The 15,554-nt window shown below is 54.6% G+C and carries 16 protein-coding genes; 4 read left to right on the top strand and 12 right to left on the bottom strand.

The features are described from left to right. Positions 1–177: 177 nt before the first annotated feature. From ACQYWX_RS08405 to ACQYWX_RS08380, 6 genes are all read right to left on the bottom strand, one after another. On the bottom strand, positions 178–714 hold the full coding sequence (locus ACQYWX_RS08405; RefSeq protein ID WP_431688467.1) for an O-acetyl-ADP-ribose deacetylase: 537 nt from the start codon (positions 712–714) through the stop codon (positions 178–180). A 48-nt stretch (positions 715–762) separates the two neighbouring features. After that, the gene (locus ACQYWX_RS08400; RefSeq protein WP_431688466.1) at positions 763–1,173 is read right to left on the bottom strand and encodes a hypothetical protein; all 411 of its coding nucleotides are present in this window, start codon (positions 1,171–1,173) and stop codon (positions 763–765) included. A 15-nt stretch (positions 1,174–1,188) separates the two neighbouring features. Next, the gene (locus ACQYWX_RS08395; RefSeq protein ID WP_431688465.1) at positions 1,189–2,220 is read right to left on the bottom strand and encodes an oxidoreductase; all 1,032 of its coding nucleotides are present in this window, start codon (positions 2,218–2,220) and stop codon (positions 1,189–1,191) included. A gap of 97 nt (positions 2,221–2,317) precedes the next feature. Then, a complete protein-coding gene (locus ACQYWX_RS08390; protein WP_431688464.1) occupies positions 2,318–4,336 on the bottom strand; it encodes a methyl-accepting chemotaxis protein in 2,019 nt (672 codons plus the stop codon). Positions 4,337–4,650: 314 nt separating this feature from the next. Continuing rightward, positions 4,651–5,112 carry a GNAT family N-acetyltransferase gene (locus tag ACQYWX_RS08385; RefSeq protein ID WP_431688463.1) on the bottom strand — a complete coding sequence of 154 codons (462 nt, stop codon included), beginning with the start codon at positions 5,110–5,112 and terminating at the stop codon, positions 4,651–4,653. 128 nt (positions 5,113–5,240) lie between these two features. Beyond that, positions 5,241–5,786, bottom strand: a complete 546-nt coding sequence (locus tag ACQYWX_RS08380) for a YbhB/YbcL family Raf kinase inhibitor-like protein (RefSeq protein ID WP_431688462.1) — start codon at positions 5,784–5,786, stop codon at positions 5,241–5,243. Positions 5,787–6,282: 496 nt separating this feature from the next. Between ACQYWX_RS08380 and ACQYWX_RS08375 the strand changes: the two genes are divergently transcribed. Then, complete coding sequence (locus ACQYWX_RS08375; RefSeq protein ID WP_216737219.1) at positions 6,283–7,068, top strand: iron-containing redox enzyme family protein; 786 nt, start codon at positions 6,283–6,285, stop codon at positions 7,066–7,068. Positions 7,069–7,209: 141 nt separating this feature from the next. Here ACQYWX_RS08375 and ACQYWX_RS08370 read toward each other — a convergent pair whose 3' ends face one another. Both ACQYWX_RS08370 and ACQYWX_RS08365 read right to left on the bottom strand, forming a co-directional pair. Beyond that, positions 7,210–7,533, bottom strand: a complete 324-nt coding sequence (locus ACQYWX_RS08370; RefSeq protein ID WP_431688461.1) for a cyclic-phosphate processing receiver domain-containing protein — start codon at positions 7,531–7,533, stop codon at positions 7,210–7,212. Then, complete coding sequence (locus ACQYWX_RS08365; protein WP_431688460.1) at positions 7,530–8,375, bottom strand: helix-turn-helix transcriptional regulator; 846 nt, start codon at positions 8,373–8,375, stop codon at positions 7,530–7,532. Before ACQYWX_RS08365 ends, ACQYWX_RS08370 begins: the two co-directional genes overlap by 4 nt. A 699-nt stretch (positions 8,376–9,074) precedes the next feature. Between ACQYWX_RS08365 and ACQYWX_RS08360 the strand changes: the two genes are divergently transcribed. Continuing rightward, entirely contained in the window at positions 9,075–9,827 is a 753-nt protein-coding gene (locus ACQYWX_RS08360) for a substrate-binding periplasmic protein (RefSeq protein ID WP_127969340.1), read from the top strand. A 171-nt stretch (positions 9,828–9,998) separates the two neighbouring features. Then, entirely contained in the window at positions 9,999–10,634 is a 636-nt protein-coding gene (locus tag ACQYWX_RS08355) for a YchE family NAAT transporter (protein ID WP_011398640.1), read from the top strand. A gap of 67 nt (positions 10,635–10,701) precedes the next feature. Here the strand turns inward: ACQYWX_RS08355 and ACQYWX_RS08350 are convergent, their stop codons facing one another. Next, a complete protein-coding gene (locus ACQYWX_RS08350; protein ID WP_431688459.1) occupies positions 10,702–11,169 on the bottom strand; it encodes a flavodoxin family protein in 468 nt (155 codons plus the stop codon). A gap of 331 nt (positions 11,170–11,500) precedes the next feature. On the opposite strand from ACQYWX_RS08350, the gene ACQYWX_RS08345 reads away from it, so the two are divergent. After that, positions 11,501–12,793, top strand: a complete 1,293-nt coding sequence (locus ACQYWX_RS08345) for a serine/threonine protein kinase (RefSeq protein WP_431688458.1) — start codon at positions 11,501–11,503, stop codon at positions 12,791–12,793. A gap of 14 nt (positions 12,794–12,807) precedes the next feature. Here the strand turns inward: ACQYWX_RS08345 and ACQYWX_RS08340 are convergent, their stop codons facing one another. From ACQYWX_RS08340 to ACQYWX_RS08330, 3 genes are all read right to left on the bottom strand, one after another. Next, entirely contained in the window at positions 12,808–13,365 is a 558-nt protein-coding gene (locus tag ACQYWX_RS08340; protein WP_011398644.1) for a sigma-70 family RNA polymerase sigma factor, read from the bottom strand. 129 nt (positions 13,366–13,494) lie between these two features. Beyond that, a complete protein-coding gene (locus ACQYWX_RS08335) occupies positions 13,495–13,698 on the bottom strand; it encodes a hypothetical protein (protein WP_216737224.1) in 204 nt (67 codons plus the stop codon). A 173-nt stretch (positions 13,699–13,871) separates the two neighbouring features. Then, positions 13,872–15,416, bottom strand: a complete 1,545-nt coding sequence (locus tag ACQYWX_RS08330; protein ID WP_431688457.1) for a long-chain-fatty-acid--CoA ligase — start codon at positions 15,414–15,416, stop codon at positions 13,872–13,874. Between the last annotated feature and the right edge of the window lie 138 nt (positions 15,417–15,554).

The following is a 15,554-nucleotide window of genomic DNA, read 5'->3' as shown; positions in this document are numbered from 1 at the left end:
AAGGCAAGGAGCGAAATCAGGGCGAGGACCGACTCAAAAACGGGCTCCCGTCCCTGAACCGCCGGCAGCGATATTCCTTCTCTCCCAATAGGAATATCGCGTCCTTTCTTCTCTCGACGCTTTTAAGCGCTTGAAGTCCCGCCCCCTATTACATCCACTAAACCAGTAAATTGAAGCTCAGGACGACTCGTCCGAGCCAGCGATCTCCGCGTACGCTTTTCGCGTCGCATCTTCTACCTGGCCGTCAAAACAAGCGAAAATCACCCGTTCAATCTGGGGATTGTGCTGTAGCCCTGCTGCCGCCTCCCTCATTGCAATTTGGCAAGCCCTGGCGATAGGAAAACGATATACGCCGCAACTGATGGCGGGAAACGCCATAGAGGTGACGGCATATTGCTGCGCCAGGCGGAAGCACTCCCGATAACAGGACGCCAGCTGTGCGTCTTCATTGGCGTCGCCGCCGCGCCAGACCGGCCCGACAGCATGAAACCCCCATTGCGCAGGCAGGTTGTATGCTTTAGTCGCTTTGGCGTAGCCCGTCTCGCAGCGCCCCAAGGTGCGACACTCCTGCAGCAGCTGCGGCCCCGCCGCGCGATGAATGGCGCCATCCACCCCACCGCCGCCGCACAAAGCGCTATTCGCCGCATTGACGATAGCGTCAACCTGCAAACGGGTGATGTCTCCACGAATGATATCGATTCTGTCCTGCAGCATGGTTTTCGTCTCCCTTTGCTGACAGCCTATTGGTTTCGCTAGACGAGGTCAGACTGATCGATCCGCATCCTGCGGAAATTCATCGACAAAATTCAACTCTACGCCCAAGCCGGAAGGGTCGCGCAGAAAAATCTGCGTTTGCCCCAATCCGGGAACAACCTCAACCGAGTGGCTCAAGTCGTGTTCCGCAAGCCGCCGCAAGGTCTCCGGCAAACCGCGACAACGCAGCGCCACATGATCCAGATACCCCGTCGTCGTACTATCGCTGCCAGCGGTTTCAGAGGCCGTCAGATGCAGAATCGGCGCTTCGCCCGCATACAACCAGAAACCTTGACGCCGAAACCCAGAAGGGCGCGGTCCTTGTCGCAGCGCCAGCACATGCAGATAAAAATCGCGCACGTTCTCCAAAAGGGCCAGCGGCGCCGTAATGTTGATATGATCCAGTCCTGTTACTTCCATCAGATATCCTTAATTTTATTTAGTGAATGCGAGGCGTCTTCCTTCGTCGCTGCTTTGCTGCGCCAGTTCGATGATGCGGATAACCTGCATCGCCTGCTCCGGCGGCACAGGGTTATCGGCTTCGCCGCGAATCGCCATCGCCAGTTGCCGGTAGAAAAGCTTGTAATCTCCGGCTTGAGTAGCCTGCGCCTGAGAGCCTTCCGCATCCGTCACCAAGCCATGACTGTGCTCTGGCTCCAGCCCCCAATTGGCGCTGTCTGGAACCTGCCCGTCGCGCAGCGCATCCTCCTGCGGGTCCAGCCCGTGCTTGATATAGCTGGCGCGGTCGCCATGTACCTGAAAGCGAGGTCCAGGCTGGGCGGTCAGGGCGCTGCCGTGCAGAATCACCTGCAGCGGCGCGTAGTCCAGCACGACATGAAAATAGTCCACTGCTTCAGAGCCCGGGCGCTGCTTCAGAGCTTGCGCGGTGACCGCTTTTGGGGGACCGAATAGACACAGCGCCTGATCGATCAAGTGGGAGCCCAGATCATACAGCGAGCCGCTGCCTGCTCCTGGCTTCTCGCGCCAGCGGTCGCGCACCTGGGGACGAAAACGGTCAAAATGGCTTTCAAAATGATAGAGGTCGCCCAGCCTGCCGCTCTCCAACAATGACTTGACCGTCAAAAAGTCTCCATCCCAGCGGCGATTGTGATAAACACTGAGCACAAGATTACGTTGCGCCGCCAGCTCACATAAAGCCTTGGCCTGCTCGGACTCGGGCGTAAACGGCTTCTCCACCAGGACATGCACACCCGCCTCCAGCGCTTGTCGCGCCAGCGGATAATGCTCAACATTAGGCGCGGTGATGACGACCAACTCAATATCCTGTTGCAGCAGTTCCGTCATAGTGCGGCAATGCGCGGCTTCAGGCGCCAAGGATTGCGCCAGCTCTTCACGCTGAGTCAATACAGCGCTGACTTCAAATTCAGGGAGGGTTTTAAGAAACGGAAGGTGAAAGGTCTGGCCGGAAAATCCCAGGCCAATCAAGGCGGTTCGTACCGGACGCATTGTCCTCTCCATCTACATCGGCTAAAACCGCTTTATACTGCAGGCGACAGTCCTTTGTCACCTTAACGCAGAGTAACGGGCCGCTCGCAGCGGCGCATCAAGTGCGGAAACGTCCCACCAGCGTCTTCAGGCCGCCGGCCATATTTTCCAGCTCGCGGGCCGCAGTCGCCACATCCTGCACCGCACGATTATTGGTTTCCGTCATGGTGGCGATCTGCTCCACATTGCGCGCGACATCGGTACTGGCCTGAGCCTGTTCACGCAGCATGAGAGAGATATCACTGAACACGTCCATGACCTGCTTGGCGCTATTACGAATGCCATGAATGGAGCTTCCGGCCTGTCCGGCCAATGTGGCGCCCTGCTCCACTTGCTCTACGCCGCGACTCATAGTTTCCACTGCATCCAGTGAGCCTTCCTGAATCTTCGCGATAGTGGAGGTAATCTCCCGCGCCGACTCAGTCGTGCGCGCCGCCAGACTGCGCACCTCATCGGCCACTACCGCGAAGCCACGACCTTGCTCTCCCGCCCGGGCCGCCTCAATCGCCGCATTCAACGCCAGCAGATTGGTCTGCCCGGCGATAGTCTCAATCACCATGATGATGGAAGAGATCTGCTCGGATAGTTCTCCCAGCGCCCCAATCGTTTCCGAAGACTCCTTCACAGTCGTAGAGATGCGCTGCATTTCTTCTCCCGCCCGCTCGATCACCACCGCGCCGTCTTCCGCCGTATGGAATGATTCCGATGAAAGGCGTTGCGCTTCGTCGGCGTTTTCCGACAGCCTGTCGATACTGACGGTCAGCTCTTCGATGGTTGAAGCCATAGAGGAAGCCGCCTGACTTTGCTGTGTGGAGCCTGCCGCCACTTGTTTGCTGGCATCAGAGAGTTGGTACGAGGCTGAAGCCAAGTCGGTCGCAGTGGAGGCGATATCTTTAACAATGTCGCGCATATGCCGGTGCATGGTGTTAAGCGCCTCTTGCAGCCTGCCCGCCTCATCCTCGCGATTGACCTCGATATCGCGGGAGTAGTCGCCATGCGCCATTTCCTCCATCCAGAACACGGCCTCTTCAAGCGGTTTGCCGACCATACGCTTGGTAGCGAACCAAATGACGACGGACAAGATCGCCACAATCAAGACAGCGGTTACGATCATCACGTTCAACAGCCAGTCGCTGGTGGCGGAGATCTCGTCCATGGGCATGGCGGCGGCGACTACCCAGCGTAGCTCCGGCGCCTCCTGGAAAAACGCCAGATAGCTGCGCTGTACGCCATTGGCGTCCTGGGCTGTGAAGGTGACTTCCCCATTATGCTTTTGCAACATGGCGGTAACCGCCTGCCCAAGCCCGTCCTGTCCCACTACGTTTTTGCCTTCCAGCGAAGGATGCAGCAGGAAGGTCCCACGGGCTTCGCCCTTATCGGCGTTGACCACGAAGAGCAGCCCTTCCTCTCCAATTTGCTGAGAACCGAGTTGACGTTTCAGGTTGGCCAGGGAGCTGGAGAACTCAATGCCGATATAACGAATGCCGACCACATCGCCGCGACTGTTCTTGATCGGCGTATAGTTGGTAATAAAATCGCGCCCGAACAGCGTGACTTTGCCGGTGTAGGCCTCGCCACTCAGATTCTTTTCATAGGCAGGAGAAGAATGACTCAGTAGTGTGCCGACAGCGCGAGAACCGTCTTCCTTTTTCACTGACGTCACCAGGCGCACAAAATCATCGTCACGCCGCACAAAGATCGTCGCATTGCCGCCGGTGGCGCTGGCGAAATTATCTACCGCCGTATAATTTCCCGCTAACGGGGTGTCGCCGGAGTACATCTGAAAGACGCTTTGTCCCGCGACATCCACTTTTTCCCCTGCACTGGTGCTAAACTCACCGGGGAATGTGAGGCCAAATACTTCCGACAGGCGCACCGCCTCGTTATCCAGCTCTTCACTGTATGCCTTGGCCGCCATGTGAGCGGCGCCGACCAAGTGCTGTAAGTCCGACCGGGTGAGTTGGGTGACAGATTTGTCAACCGAACGAATCAGGAAAAAGGAAGCCACACCTAGCACCACCGCAATGCATAAAGCCACCACGCTGGAAAGGCGTACTGCTATAGACCGTCTGAACATGGCGTCCACCTCGAATTTTCTCAGGCGTATTCATCAGGCTGTCCGCAGGTCCTTCTGCTTTGGCAGATCAGAATCCAGCGGGACACGCTTGGGTTCGGAAGGGATACTATTTACTTACTACTATCTATTTACTTATTACTATCTATGTACGCGGTGTGAATTCCTTTTATGGGGAATTGACCGTCTTGTCCTTATAACGTCATTCATTCTGCAGAGACGCCTTTTTTTGTGACGCCTATCACAATTTATAGAGGCAAAGCGGAAAATTTTCGAGTTATTTTCTGTTACCTAATACGCCGCTTCGGTTTCCTTTCTCAGGCATTTGGTAGCAGCCGTTTGGAGAAACAGACGGACAAATCCGACTCCCGATATTTCCCATAAGGCTCGGCAATGACGTACCCATGTTTACGGTAGAAGGAGACCGCCCGATCATTGATTTTACGCGTGGAAAGACAAATTTCACGGTAGCCCAGCTCCCTCGCGCGCCGCTCCAAAGCCAACAGCACAGCGAGTCCGCCTCCAGGGCGCCGGGAGTACATGCGCTTAATTTCCGCACAGTCATCCTGCAGGGGACGCAGCGCGCCACAGGCGACTGGCGCGCCATTTTGCAACAGCACCACAAACGCGGAGTTCGGCGTTTCCGCATCGGCTTCCGAGAAGGACGAACGTCCGTCATCGCCAGTCAGATTACGCAACGCCTGTGACAGTTCCTCCACCAATGTCGCCGCCATAGGATCTCGCGGCGAACAAAAAAGAATTTCTTCGACAGCAGTCATCAACGCTCCCTGATATTCCCAATGACACAAAAGAAAACGAGCGTAGCACAGCTTCGTCTACGCTCGTTGTTCCTTTTGTTCCACTATGACTAGTGATTCCTAAAGGTTAGGTTTTAGCAGGAAACGTTCTAACGCTGATAGGTCGCTTCAATCGCCACGCTGTCCAGCATATTGGCGTGAATATAGTAGCCCACCAGGGCGCTGGAGCTATCGGCAGGCAAATCGATCTTTTCCACGCCTAACGCATATACCTTGAACTGGTAGCGATGGGGCTTATCGCCAGCAGGAGGACAGGCGCCGCCGAATGCAGCGGAGCCATAATCCGTCTCAATCTGCTGCGCCCCTTTGGGAAGAACGGTAGAGTTCTCCACGCCAGCATTGCGCTCCAGCTTATTAATATCGGCGGGTACGTTGATCACTTGCCAATGCCACCAGCCGCTGCCAGTGGGCGCATCTGGATCATAGGCGGTGATGGCGAAGCTCTTGGTTCCCTCTGGCGCTCCCCGCCACTCCAGTTCTGGTGACTGATTTCCTCCGTCGCAACCAAATCCTTTATATTCCTGCTGCTTCGATAGCTTGCCTCCATCCGTCACATCCGGGCTGGTCAGGGTCATCTCCGCATGTGACATGCTGGCCGCCAAAAGCCCCAATAATGCCGCCGTCGTCGTTTTCATGGCCGTCTCCTTATTAGTCAGACTGAGTTAAATAACAGGCTTTCAATCTACCCAAAAGAGCCCGCCGGCGTTCGCCTGAAAACGTCAAAAGTTCGCCTGATGCGTTCAGTTTTGTTTTTGCATGCTTGTGTGACCAGCAGTTACGTTTTATTGATATTCACCCGTCCACCGCTTCAGGCTATTAACTCTTTATCACTCAAAATATGCGCCCATCGCCTTTAGCGTCAGGAGGTTTCAGCTCCTCACAGCAACATCGCACTATTAGGCCTCTCACACAATTCGTTGCATTTGGCGCCGCAAACACATTGTTTTCTCACAGCAATAACGCATCACTACAGGGGCGTCGCAATTCGTTACGGTTTTCAAATTGTCGGCGCGCCGGATATTACGGACAGTAGCCTTACCTCCACGGAGGTTCTAACGCTTCATTGACGCGCCCGAGGACCCAATTTCGGTGCGACGCAATGTTCTCAATACAGTCAAAAGGAGATGGATCATGACTGAACAGACCGTATATGAAGTGGTTGATCATGGAAAAATGGATGCGCTGAGAAAAAGACATGCCTGGCTGGTGGAGCCCATCTACCGCGCCAGCGACCATATCACCCGGCTGCCTTTCTTTACTTGGGTAAGAAACCTCAACGACGCCAGACAGTTCAAGCCTGTGGCGGAGCAACTGTACTATCATTCCGCGACCTTTCCCAAAGTGCTCGGGCTGATGCTGGGTATGACGTCGCTACGCAACAATCCAATGATGCCGTTTTACGCCAAGCATGCTTTCGGCGAGGCGGATCATCACATGCTGTTGCGTGACTGGATGTTGCAGCATGGGCTTATCCGCAACGCTTCCGAGCTGGATAACGTCATCACCAGTCTATACACCAACGCCTGCGTCAATATGGCCTATCAACTGGCGATTGAGCAGGATCAGGAGAAGTGGCTTGTCGCCATCAATAGCGGCATCGAGCGCTGCTCCAATGACTTCTTCAAGGTCGTGGCGCCCAAAATGTACGAGCTGAACGCCGGCCATTGTTACTTTGATATTCATGTGGAAGCGGACGAGCACCACTCCATCATGGGCCTGGAGTATCTGACGTCGTTTCCGGAAGACTGCGATCCCGCCGATTCTCATCGCGCGAAGGTGCTGCTGCGTAAGGCGCTGGAAGGCGTCTCACTGTGGGGAGCGATGCTGCATTCGTGGATAGGCGTGGATTACCTGCCCCGTTTCGATGACGAGGGAGAATTGATCAATCCGCCGGGATCGCAATTCAGACTGCAATAGCAGGCAGCACGGAGCTTTAATTTTAAATCGGAACAGAGGCATTCAGGTCAGGAGGAATTATCTGAACCGCCAGGAAGGCCGGGGGCACAAGGAGCCGCCCCCAAAGCTCGCAAAAGACTTGCCGCTGTTGTCTTGTTAGTCCTAACCGACGACCGCACTTAATCTCTTCGCCAGAGCATGGATATTCTCTATTCCCAACTCCATCTTCTTGCGTGCGGAGGAATTTGCGGAATGCACCCGAATCAACGGAGGTTTGAAGCCTCTCGTAGCCACCGCTTCCTCAATCCAGAGCACAACGTCATAGCCGGTTCCCCGCTCATCGTCGCCAAGATCGTGATCCAGACTGATCTCCACCACCGCGCCCGTCTCCAGTAGCGCAATGGCTTCATCCGGCCAATAAACCCGGGTCCAGCCCGACGGTGTTGGACGCTCATCGTCCAGATAAACTTTATAAACTTCGCTCACGTCAAAATGCCCTCTCCTAATTCCTCCAGCCTGGTTTGCCTCAGCTCACTCGGCGTCATGCCAAAACGCTGCTTAAAACGCTCAGTGAAACGAGATTGCGACTGATATCCGCATTGATCCGCAATATGGGCGATCGGCAGCAGCGTGGTTTGCGCCAGATGCAATCCCATGCTCAACCTCACGGACTCCAGCAAATCACGGAAACCGGCGTTCTCCGATTGCAGGCGACGGCGTAAAGTGGATTCGCTCACCGCCAGCGAGCGGCTGATTTCCAATAGACTCCAGTCCTTCGCCGGCTCCTGTATTAGAATCTCACTCACCTTACGACGCCAGGACGCCCCGCTACGACTTTTCAACAAAGACCCGTAGCCCTTGGCGTACAGCAAATGCGCCAGCTCCTTGCGCCGCAACGCCCACAACTCCGGCGGACTGACGTCTATCCAGTTAATCCACTGGTTGAGAAATTCCGCCAGCGTCCGGTCCACTTTGGCGATGGCCGCGCCGTCCCTGTCTGGAGACGCGGAAACGGGGATCGCTTCCAGATCGGATGCGCAGAAGCCAATCACCACAGCGATATACTCCCCTTCCGGCAGGTTCATGAATTGCAGCTCAATACCCGCCGGCGCCAAAATGAATTCGCCTGACCGACACGCCAACTCCGGCTGCAAGCTCAACACTTTGGCCCCGCGCAGTACGATGATGAGACAAGGATCAATGAACGGCACGCCGTGCAGGTTCTGCGGCTGCAGACACCGATAGACGCTGAAAGGCAGCGCGACGGATTCTTTTTCCTCACGCTGCATCAGGCGAATCAACTTTGGCCGCATGGTTTCCAGCAACACCTTCGTCTCCCGTTGTGGTCAGTTGTGATAAACAGTTTTTTCCGCCAGTCAGTTAAATGCGAAATTCAGCCCTGTCTGGCGACGCACGCTCGTCCGTTTCTATCATTACATTTAATCCCGTTTGTCGCCTATCAAAAACACGTCAATCCATTGTGTATTCCTATCGGTATATCTACGAGGCAAAACTGTCGGACAGGATAATGAAGAATAAAACTTAACTTAATGCAGCCCACGAGCCAGTCAGCCCACCGCCATCCACTCTCCTGCCGTGGAATCGCCCGTCAGACAAGAATCCGCGCCCGATGTGGCGCTTAACAAATCATGAACTATCATTACAATAAGCTCACAAACATTACATCAAAGTGTTATAAAATTGCGCCTTTCATATAACAAATCGGGCGCGCGGACCAAACCGGCAATCAGCCGTATGCCGACGCAGAGCCCAAAGACTTGCCACAGACAAGTCGTCCAAAAAAATGTAGTAATCCATCTGACAGAATCTTCCGTCTATAAAGGGTTTTTTACGGACGAATTCCCGGAATTGATTTCCGGAGTTTGCGTGTGGGTTATTGTCGGTAGCAGCAGGCTTGGAGTCGCTCGCAGCCGGAACAATCACAAACCTGGTTAATAAGGCCGGCGCACGGGATGCATCCGGGCGCCAACGAAGCGTTTTTAAGTAAATAGAGGTGATATTTGAATATGAGATCCAAACTGGCTTTTTGGACTTATATGCTACTGGCGGCCCTTGTCAGCGGTAAAAGCTTGGCTGCGGAAAAGCTGCATATTTTTACCGAGAACTACCCTCCCTATAACATGTCTCTGAGCGGGCAGCCTTTCGCCCACAAAGAAGAAGAGATTGCAGGGTTGTGTACGGAGATGGTGAGAGCGCTGCTGAAGCGTACGCCTCTTGAGTATTCTCTGAAACTGCGGGATCTGGCTACGTCCATGAACCGTTCCAAAAACAAACCCAACCACGCCATTTACTGCGTATCCAAAACCGATGACCGCCTCCCCTATTTCGAGTGGATCGGACCATTGGCGGAGATCAGATGGACGTTGTTCGCCAAACCGGGCTCCAACCTGAAGCTGACCAGCCTTGATCAGGCTAAAAAGTACCGTATCGGCGGCTACAAAGGCGACGTCATGAGCAACTATCTCATCGAGCGCGGCTTCAATGTATCCACCATCGCCAACGACAGCCTGAACCCACGCCGTCTGGCGCTGGATCAGATCGACCTGTGGGTGACTGACGGCCTGTCCGGTCCTTACGTGGCGTCGGAAGTGGAAGACATGACTAACCTGGTTCCCGCCCTGGTGTTCAAAACCACCCCGATGTATATGGCGATCAACAAAGAAACCAGCCCCGAAGTGCTGAAAGCGCTGCAGGCCGGCTTCAAGGCCATCACCGACTCCGGTGAAGCCAAATCCATTACTGACGTTTACATGCAGTAAGCTGTCGATATCCGGGACGCTCAGCCGTCCCGGATAGGCAGCCGGAACTCGGACGAGCATGGCGGCGCCTGACGGTAGGTATATTTATTACCTCGATTATTAAGCGGCCCGCCGCTATGATTGCGCCGAATTTTTACCTCCCCTTACTTACGAGTAAAAGGCGCGCCGTCTATGCTTGAGTTCCATGAATACACCAAGATTCTCATCGGCCTGATGGCCATCGTGAACCCGGTTAACGCGGTTCCCATATTCGTCGCCTTCACCTCCAACGTCAGCGGAGCGGAACGTAAGAAAATCGGCAAATCCGTGGTCATCGCCGTGGGCCTGATCCTGCTGATATCCATGTTATTAGGCGAATACCTGCTGAGCTTCTTCGGCATCACAATCAACTCATTCCGGGTAGCCGGCGGCATCCTGATTCTGTTGATGGCCATATCCATGTTGCACGCCAAAGTCAGCGCCACCGTGCATACAGAAGAAGAAACCGTGGAAGAGGAAGGGCATCATCACTCTGTCGCAATTGTCCCCCTGGCAATGCCGCTGCTCGCGGGCCCAGGAGCGATCAGCACCGTAATTCTTTATGCCCACCGGGGCACTGACGCGGCTCACTACGCCTTGGTGGGCGTGGCGATTTTGATACTCTGCCTGACCTTGTGGCTTGTGTTCTCCATGATCCCCTGGTTTTCCAGCCACCTGACCAAGACCCGCATCAATATCTTCACCCGTATCATGGGTTTAATTCTGGCGGCGATCGCCATTGAGTTTATCGCCAACGGCCTGAAAGGACTTTTCCCTGTTCTTGCCTAAGACCTGGGTTCGGTTTTGAAGGGCGTGATCATGCGCCCTTCTCTGCTCTACAGCAAAAGAATCGTTATCATATGATGCCGGCGTCCAGCGAAGCCGCCACATACATGCCAAACTCCTCACACTGCGCCACAAATACTTCCTGAAACTCTCCCCGACAGATCAAAGGCTCTCTCGCCGCGCGCCAACGCAAACCAGTGACAATGCTCTCCACCGCCCGCCGGGTTCCCGTCCCATCATGGCCAGCGCGGATGTATAACGCATAAGGCAGTCCCTGGGTTTTCTCCAGACAGGGGTAGTAGCAGCGATCGAAAAAATCTTTCAGGGCTCCGCTCATATATCCCAGGTTTTCTGTCGTCCCGAGTATAATCGCATCGCAGGCCAACACATCCTCCGGCGTCGCCTGAAGCGGAGGAATCCACGTCGTTGTCACCGTCTCGATATCCTCATGCCCTGCGCCGCGCATCACCGCCTCAATCAGTCTTTGCGTATTGGGGGAAGGCGCATGCGCGACGATCAGCAGGTGTTTTTCAGCCATATCCCATTCCTTAAACATCTTTGTCCACCAACCATGATTGGCTGAATCAACATCGTCTGCAACGCCAGCGACGGGCAATTGCGACATTTCAGCGCTTAGAGGTTAATATAACCAAGCCGAACCGCCCTCAGGTTAATGTTTGCGCAGATGGATTATTGCAATAATCAGAGGTTGGCCCGCACCTGAGGCTATAATTTCCACAGGACTGGAGGATATCGATGCGCCGCGCCATCGGGACACTCGCTATCCCCAATAAACCGACCCACGCCGTCCTGGACATCCGGCGCTGGTCCGAACAGCAGCAACTAAGACAAATAAGCTACTGCGCATTATGGATGTATCTCGCTGGAATCAAATACAAGAACTGTTCGAAGCAATCGCGGACCTATCCACAGAAGAACAACGGGCTTATCTGGATATTCATTGCCAGGACAACGAGCTGAAGAAAGAAGTCCTGCAACTGGTGCAGGCTGATGAGCACGTCGACGACATCCTCCCCAAGCAATATGACATCGCCTCCGCCGAGGCCACACTGGTGCTGCCGAAGATGCATCCCGGCGTCATGGTCGGCCCTTACAAGATCATTCGTAAGATCGGAGAAGGCGGCATGGGCTGGGTGTATAAGGCGGAAGATACGCGACTGGAGCGCTTTGTGGCCCTGAAGTGTCTGGCGCCGGAAGTCGCGACCGACGAACGCGTCCGTTTTCGCCTGATGCAGGAAGCCAAAGCCATATCCCGCCTGGATCATCCAAACGTTTGCGTTATCCATGATGTCGGCGCCATGAGTGACGGCGGCATGTATATCGCCATGCAATACTATAGCGGCGAGACGCTGGAAAATGCGCTGACCAAAGGCGCGCTGGCGCCGGATCAGGTAGTCCGCATCGCCAAGCAGATTGCTTATGGTCTGCAGGCGGCCCACCAACGCGACATCATTCACCGGGATATCAAACCCGCCAACATCCTGCTTTCCGAGGACGGCATCGTCAAAATACTGGACTTCGGCATCGCCAAGCTGTCTGGCGTCGATATCACCTTGGGCGGAGCCCGTATGGGCACCCTGCGCTATATGTCGCCAGAACAGTTGCAAGGTCGCGACATGGGCCTGCAGACAGACGTATGGTCCGTGGCGACGTTGATTTATGAGATGCTGACCGGCAGAGAAATGTTCGACGGCGAAAAATCCTCCACCGTATTACACGCCGTCATGCACGAAGAACCGGACTACAGTCTGGCGGTTTTCCAGGAGTACCCGCTGTTCAAGCGATTATTGACGGCGATGCTGCATAAAAAGCCGGAAAAGCGCCTCGACTCCATGGGCAAAGTGCTGCAATGGCTCACTACTATTCAGCCTATCGCTCAGGCCGGGGCCAAAAACAGGGCTCGTCAGGATCATCGCATTGAGAATCAGGAAGCGGTAGTGAAGGAGGAGTTGACGGATTTGTATCTGTTGCGCCTGGCGGCGGCTCTAACCGCCCATGTCGGCCCGGCCGCTCCCAAACTGATTCAGCGTTACGCATCCACGTCAGATAATCGTGAAATTCTGATCAATTCGCTGGTGGGGCATATCAAGCCCCAATACCGGCAAATCGTGAGTCAGCAATTGAAAGAGATAGCGCTCTGAACAGAGCGCCGTGACTAGATTTTAAGCTCTTTCACCAGCCAGGCTTTGGCGAAACGCAGGTCCCTTTCCACTGTGGAGAGGGAAACTTGCAGATATTCTGCGATTTCTTCCTGAGTCATGCCTCCGAAGAAACTCATCTCCACGATGCGCGCCTTACGCTCATCCACATTGGAGAGTTTTTGCAGGATGTCTTCCAGGTCAAGCAGGTCTGGCTGACTGCCGTCATCGCAAATCTGCGCTTCATGCAGCGTTACCTGAATGTCGTCGCCGCCGCGCTTCTTACGCTTCTGCGCACGGGCATGGTCTACAAGGATGCGACGCATGGTCTGCGCCGCCACGGCGAGAAAGTGAATACGATCGTTCCAGGCAACCTCTGCATCCACCAGGTGCAAATAGGCCTCATTCACCAGCGCGGTGGCCTGCAACATGTGCCCCTGACGCTCGCCCGCCATGTAGCGGCCCGCAATGGTGCGCAGTTCGCCGTGCAGAGATTCGATAATATGATTAAGGGCTTGCGAATCACCGGCCTGCCAGTCGGCCAGTAGCTGAGTTACGTTGCGAGAGCCAGCCATAGTCTTTAGTCCTGCTGAATTCGGGGGAACATGCATTCCCTATGCTGAAGAATCTTGTTTATTCTTCGTATTTTAGGGAGCTGAGGGGCGGCTAGCAAACTAGATTTTCAGACAGCGCGATCCTTCGCGCTAGTTCCACTGCTCGTCAACGGCTTTCAGCAGTTGCGGTTCTTGCCAAGTGAAATTGAATGCGACTTCTTGAATAGCGGCATGCGCGTTTTCTTGCTCGCCGGTTTTCTGGGTAACGGTTTTTTCGCTGCTGTTCTGCATTAGAAATACTTGGAACATCACCATCATTAACGCAAGCAGTGCTGCAAAGATGTGTGCTTTCATTTTCTTTCCCTTAGGCCTGAGGGGCCTTAGTCGTATATCAGGGTCGTTACTGCCTGTTTTCCTCCTAATAAGCGCCCTCAAAAAGAAAAAGCCGTCATCTTTTCGTCATTTTTTATAACAAATCGCCTATGCCCTTTCCTGTTTGTACTCAAGGGCATTGGCGTTCGCAGCAATTAAAGTGATTTGAGCTCCCTCTTTAAAATTTTGCCGGTGGCCGTCATCGGCAGGCTATCGCACACCTCCACCAGGCGCGGGTATTTGTAGGCCGCCATTTTGCTCTTGCACCACTCCCGGATTGCATCCGCGTCGGCGCTGGCGCCTTCTTTCAATATAACGAAGGCTTTGATCTCCTCGCCGTATTGCGAGTCTGGCACGCCCACCACCGCAGCCAGAGACACCGCAGGGTGCGTCAAGATAGTCTCTTCCAGTTCACGGGGATAAACGTTATATCCGCCCCGGATAATCATGTCTTTCAGGCGATCCACGATGAACAGATAGCTGTCTTCATCCATATACCCAATATCGCCAGAGTGAAACCAGCCCCTGCGAATGGCGTCCGCTGTCGCTTCAGGTCGATTCAGATACCCCTTCATTATGTTATGCCCACGGATAACAATTTCTCCCCGCTGCCCTCGGGCGACCTCAGCGCCTTTCTCATCGACGACCTTGATATCCACGCCCCAGATTGGCACGCCCACCGAGCCGGGCTTACGAGGACGATCCAACACATTAAAAGAGGCGACCGGCGACGTTTCGGAGAGGCCGTAACCTTCCAGAATCGGCACCTGAAATTTGGCTTCAAAGCCGCGCAGGATCTCAATGGCCAAAGAAGACCCGCCCGATCCGCATAGCCGTAAGCGGTCGCGAATCTGCGCAACCGTGGCTTCGTCCAGCTCAATGCCGTGCAGCAACGCCCAATACATGGTGGGAACGCCGCAGAATACGGTAATGTCCTCTTTCACCATGGCGTCCACCACGGCTTTAGGATCAAAACGGGGAATCAACACCAGTTTGTTGCTGTTATAAAAGCCGCCGCACATCTGCACCGTCTGTCCAAATGTGTGAAACAACGGCAACGCCACCAGCTGGTTATCATCGAGGCGCGCTTCGCTGAGCCGGGCGAATTGCGCCACATTCAGGAAAATATTAGCGTGAGTCAGCTCAGCGCCTTTGGGTTTACCGGTAGTGCCGGAGGTATATAGAACCACGACGGTGTCATCCGCCTGAGTCACAATATCCGGCGCAGGTTCATCACCCGACAGAAGCTCATCAAACAGCGCGGGTATGTCGCTTTTTACCAATCCCGCTCCGCTGGGAATCAACCAAAAGCGCTCACACTCGGCGACAGCATGGTAGGCCGCCACGCCTCGTGGCCCCAACGGCAGGTCAGCGACGCCTTCGAAACAGATATAGGCCTTGGCTTGCGAATCGCGCAGGTGATAGGCGATTTCATCTTCGCTGAGCAACACATTTAACGGAACCGCTACCGCACCGGCTTTGACGATGCCGAAGTAAGCGACAGGAAAGAAATGGAGATTAGGACAGCTTAGCGCCACCCGGTCGCCGGGCTGAATACCCGCCGCCAGCAAATTATTGGCGACCTGATTCGTCATATGTTCAACCTGGTCGTAGGTCAGGCGAACGGCTCCGCACACCAGCGCCTCCTTTTGAGGATGACGTTTGGCGCTCTCAGTAAGAATAGTGGCTAAATTCAACATGGATTCCCTCCGCAAGTATTATTCTTGTATAGGCAGATGTTTATTCATCATAGTCCGGGCCGCCGCTTACGAAAACAGCCGGTCAGGACAAAAACTGGGTCAGTCCGCCTTATTCGAGACACGCATCCTGCCCTGTCT

The organism is Hahella sp. NBU794 (genome assembly GCF_050749805.1).
Lineage (GTDB): Bacteria > Pseudomonadota > Gammaproteobacteria > Pseudomonadales > Oleiphilaceae > Hahella.
The sequence above is the reverse complement of the archived record's forward strand: the minus strand, read 5'-3'. Positions and strand labels throughout refer to the sequence as shown.

Coding starts and splice junctions, on each gene's coding strand:
- ACQYWX_RS08405 (WP_431688467.1), bottom strand. CDS start 714: ATGCTGCAGGACAGAATCGATATCATTCGTGGAGACATCACCCGTTTG.
- ACQYWX_RS08400 (WP_431688466.1), bottom strand. CDS start 1,173: ATGGAAGTAACAGGACTGGATCATATCAACATTACGGCGCCGCTGGCC.
- ACQYWX_RS08395 (WP_431688465.1), bottom strand. CDS start 2,220: ATGCGTCCGGTACGAACCGCCTTGATTGGCCTGGGATTTTCCGGCCAG.
- ACQYWX_RS08390 (WP_431688464.1), bottom strand. CDS start 4,336: ATGTTCAGACGGTCTATAGCAGTACGCCTTTCCAGCGTGGTGGCTTTA.
- ACQYWX_RS08385 (WP_431688463.1), bottom strand. CDS start 5,112: ATGACTGCTGTCGAAGAAATTCTTTTTTGTTCGCCGCGAGATCCTATG.
- ACQYWX_RS08380 (WP_431688462.1), bottom strand. CDS start 5,786: ATGAAAACGACGACGGCGGCATTATTGGGGCTTTTGGCGGCCAGCATG.
- ACQYWX_RS08375 (WP_216737219.1), top strand. CDS start 6,283: ATGACTGAACAGACCGTATATGAAGTGGTTGATCATGGAAAAATGGAT.
- ACQYWX_RS08360 (WP_127969340.1), top strand. CDS start 9,075: ATGAGATCCAAACTGGCTTTTTGGACTTATATGCTACTGGCGGCCCTT.
- ACQYWX_RS08355 (WP_011398640.1), top strand. CDS start 9,999: ATGCTTGAGTTCCATGAATACACCAAGATTCTCATCGGCCTGATGGCC.
- ACQYWX_RS08350 (WP_431688459.1), bottom strand. CDS start 11,169: ATGGCTGAAAAACACCTGCTGATCGTCGCGCATGCGCCTTCCCCCAAT.
- ACQYWX_RS08345 (WP_431688458.1), top strand. CDS start 11,501: ATGGATGTATCTCGCTGGAATCAAATACAAGAACTGTTCGAAGCAATC.
- ACQYWX_RS08340 (WP_011398644.1), bottom strand. CDS start 13,365: ATGGCTGGCTCTCGCAACGTAACTCAGCTACTGGCCGACTGGCAGGCC.
- ACQYWX_RS08335 (WP_216737224.1), bottom strand. CDS start 13,698: ATGAAAGCACACATCTTTGCAGCACTGCTTGCGTTAATGATGGTGATG.
- ACQYWX_RS08330 (WP_431688457.1), bottom strand. CDS start 15,416: ATGTTGAATTTAGCCACTATTCTTACTGAGAGCGCCAAACGTCATCCT.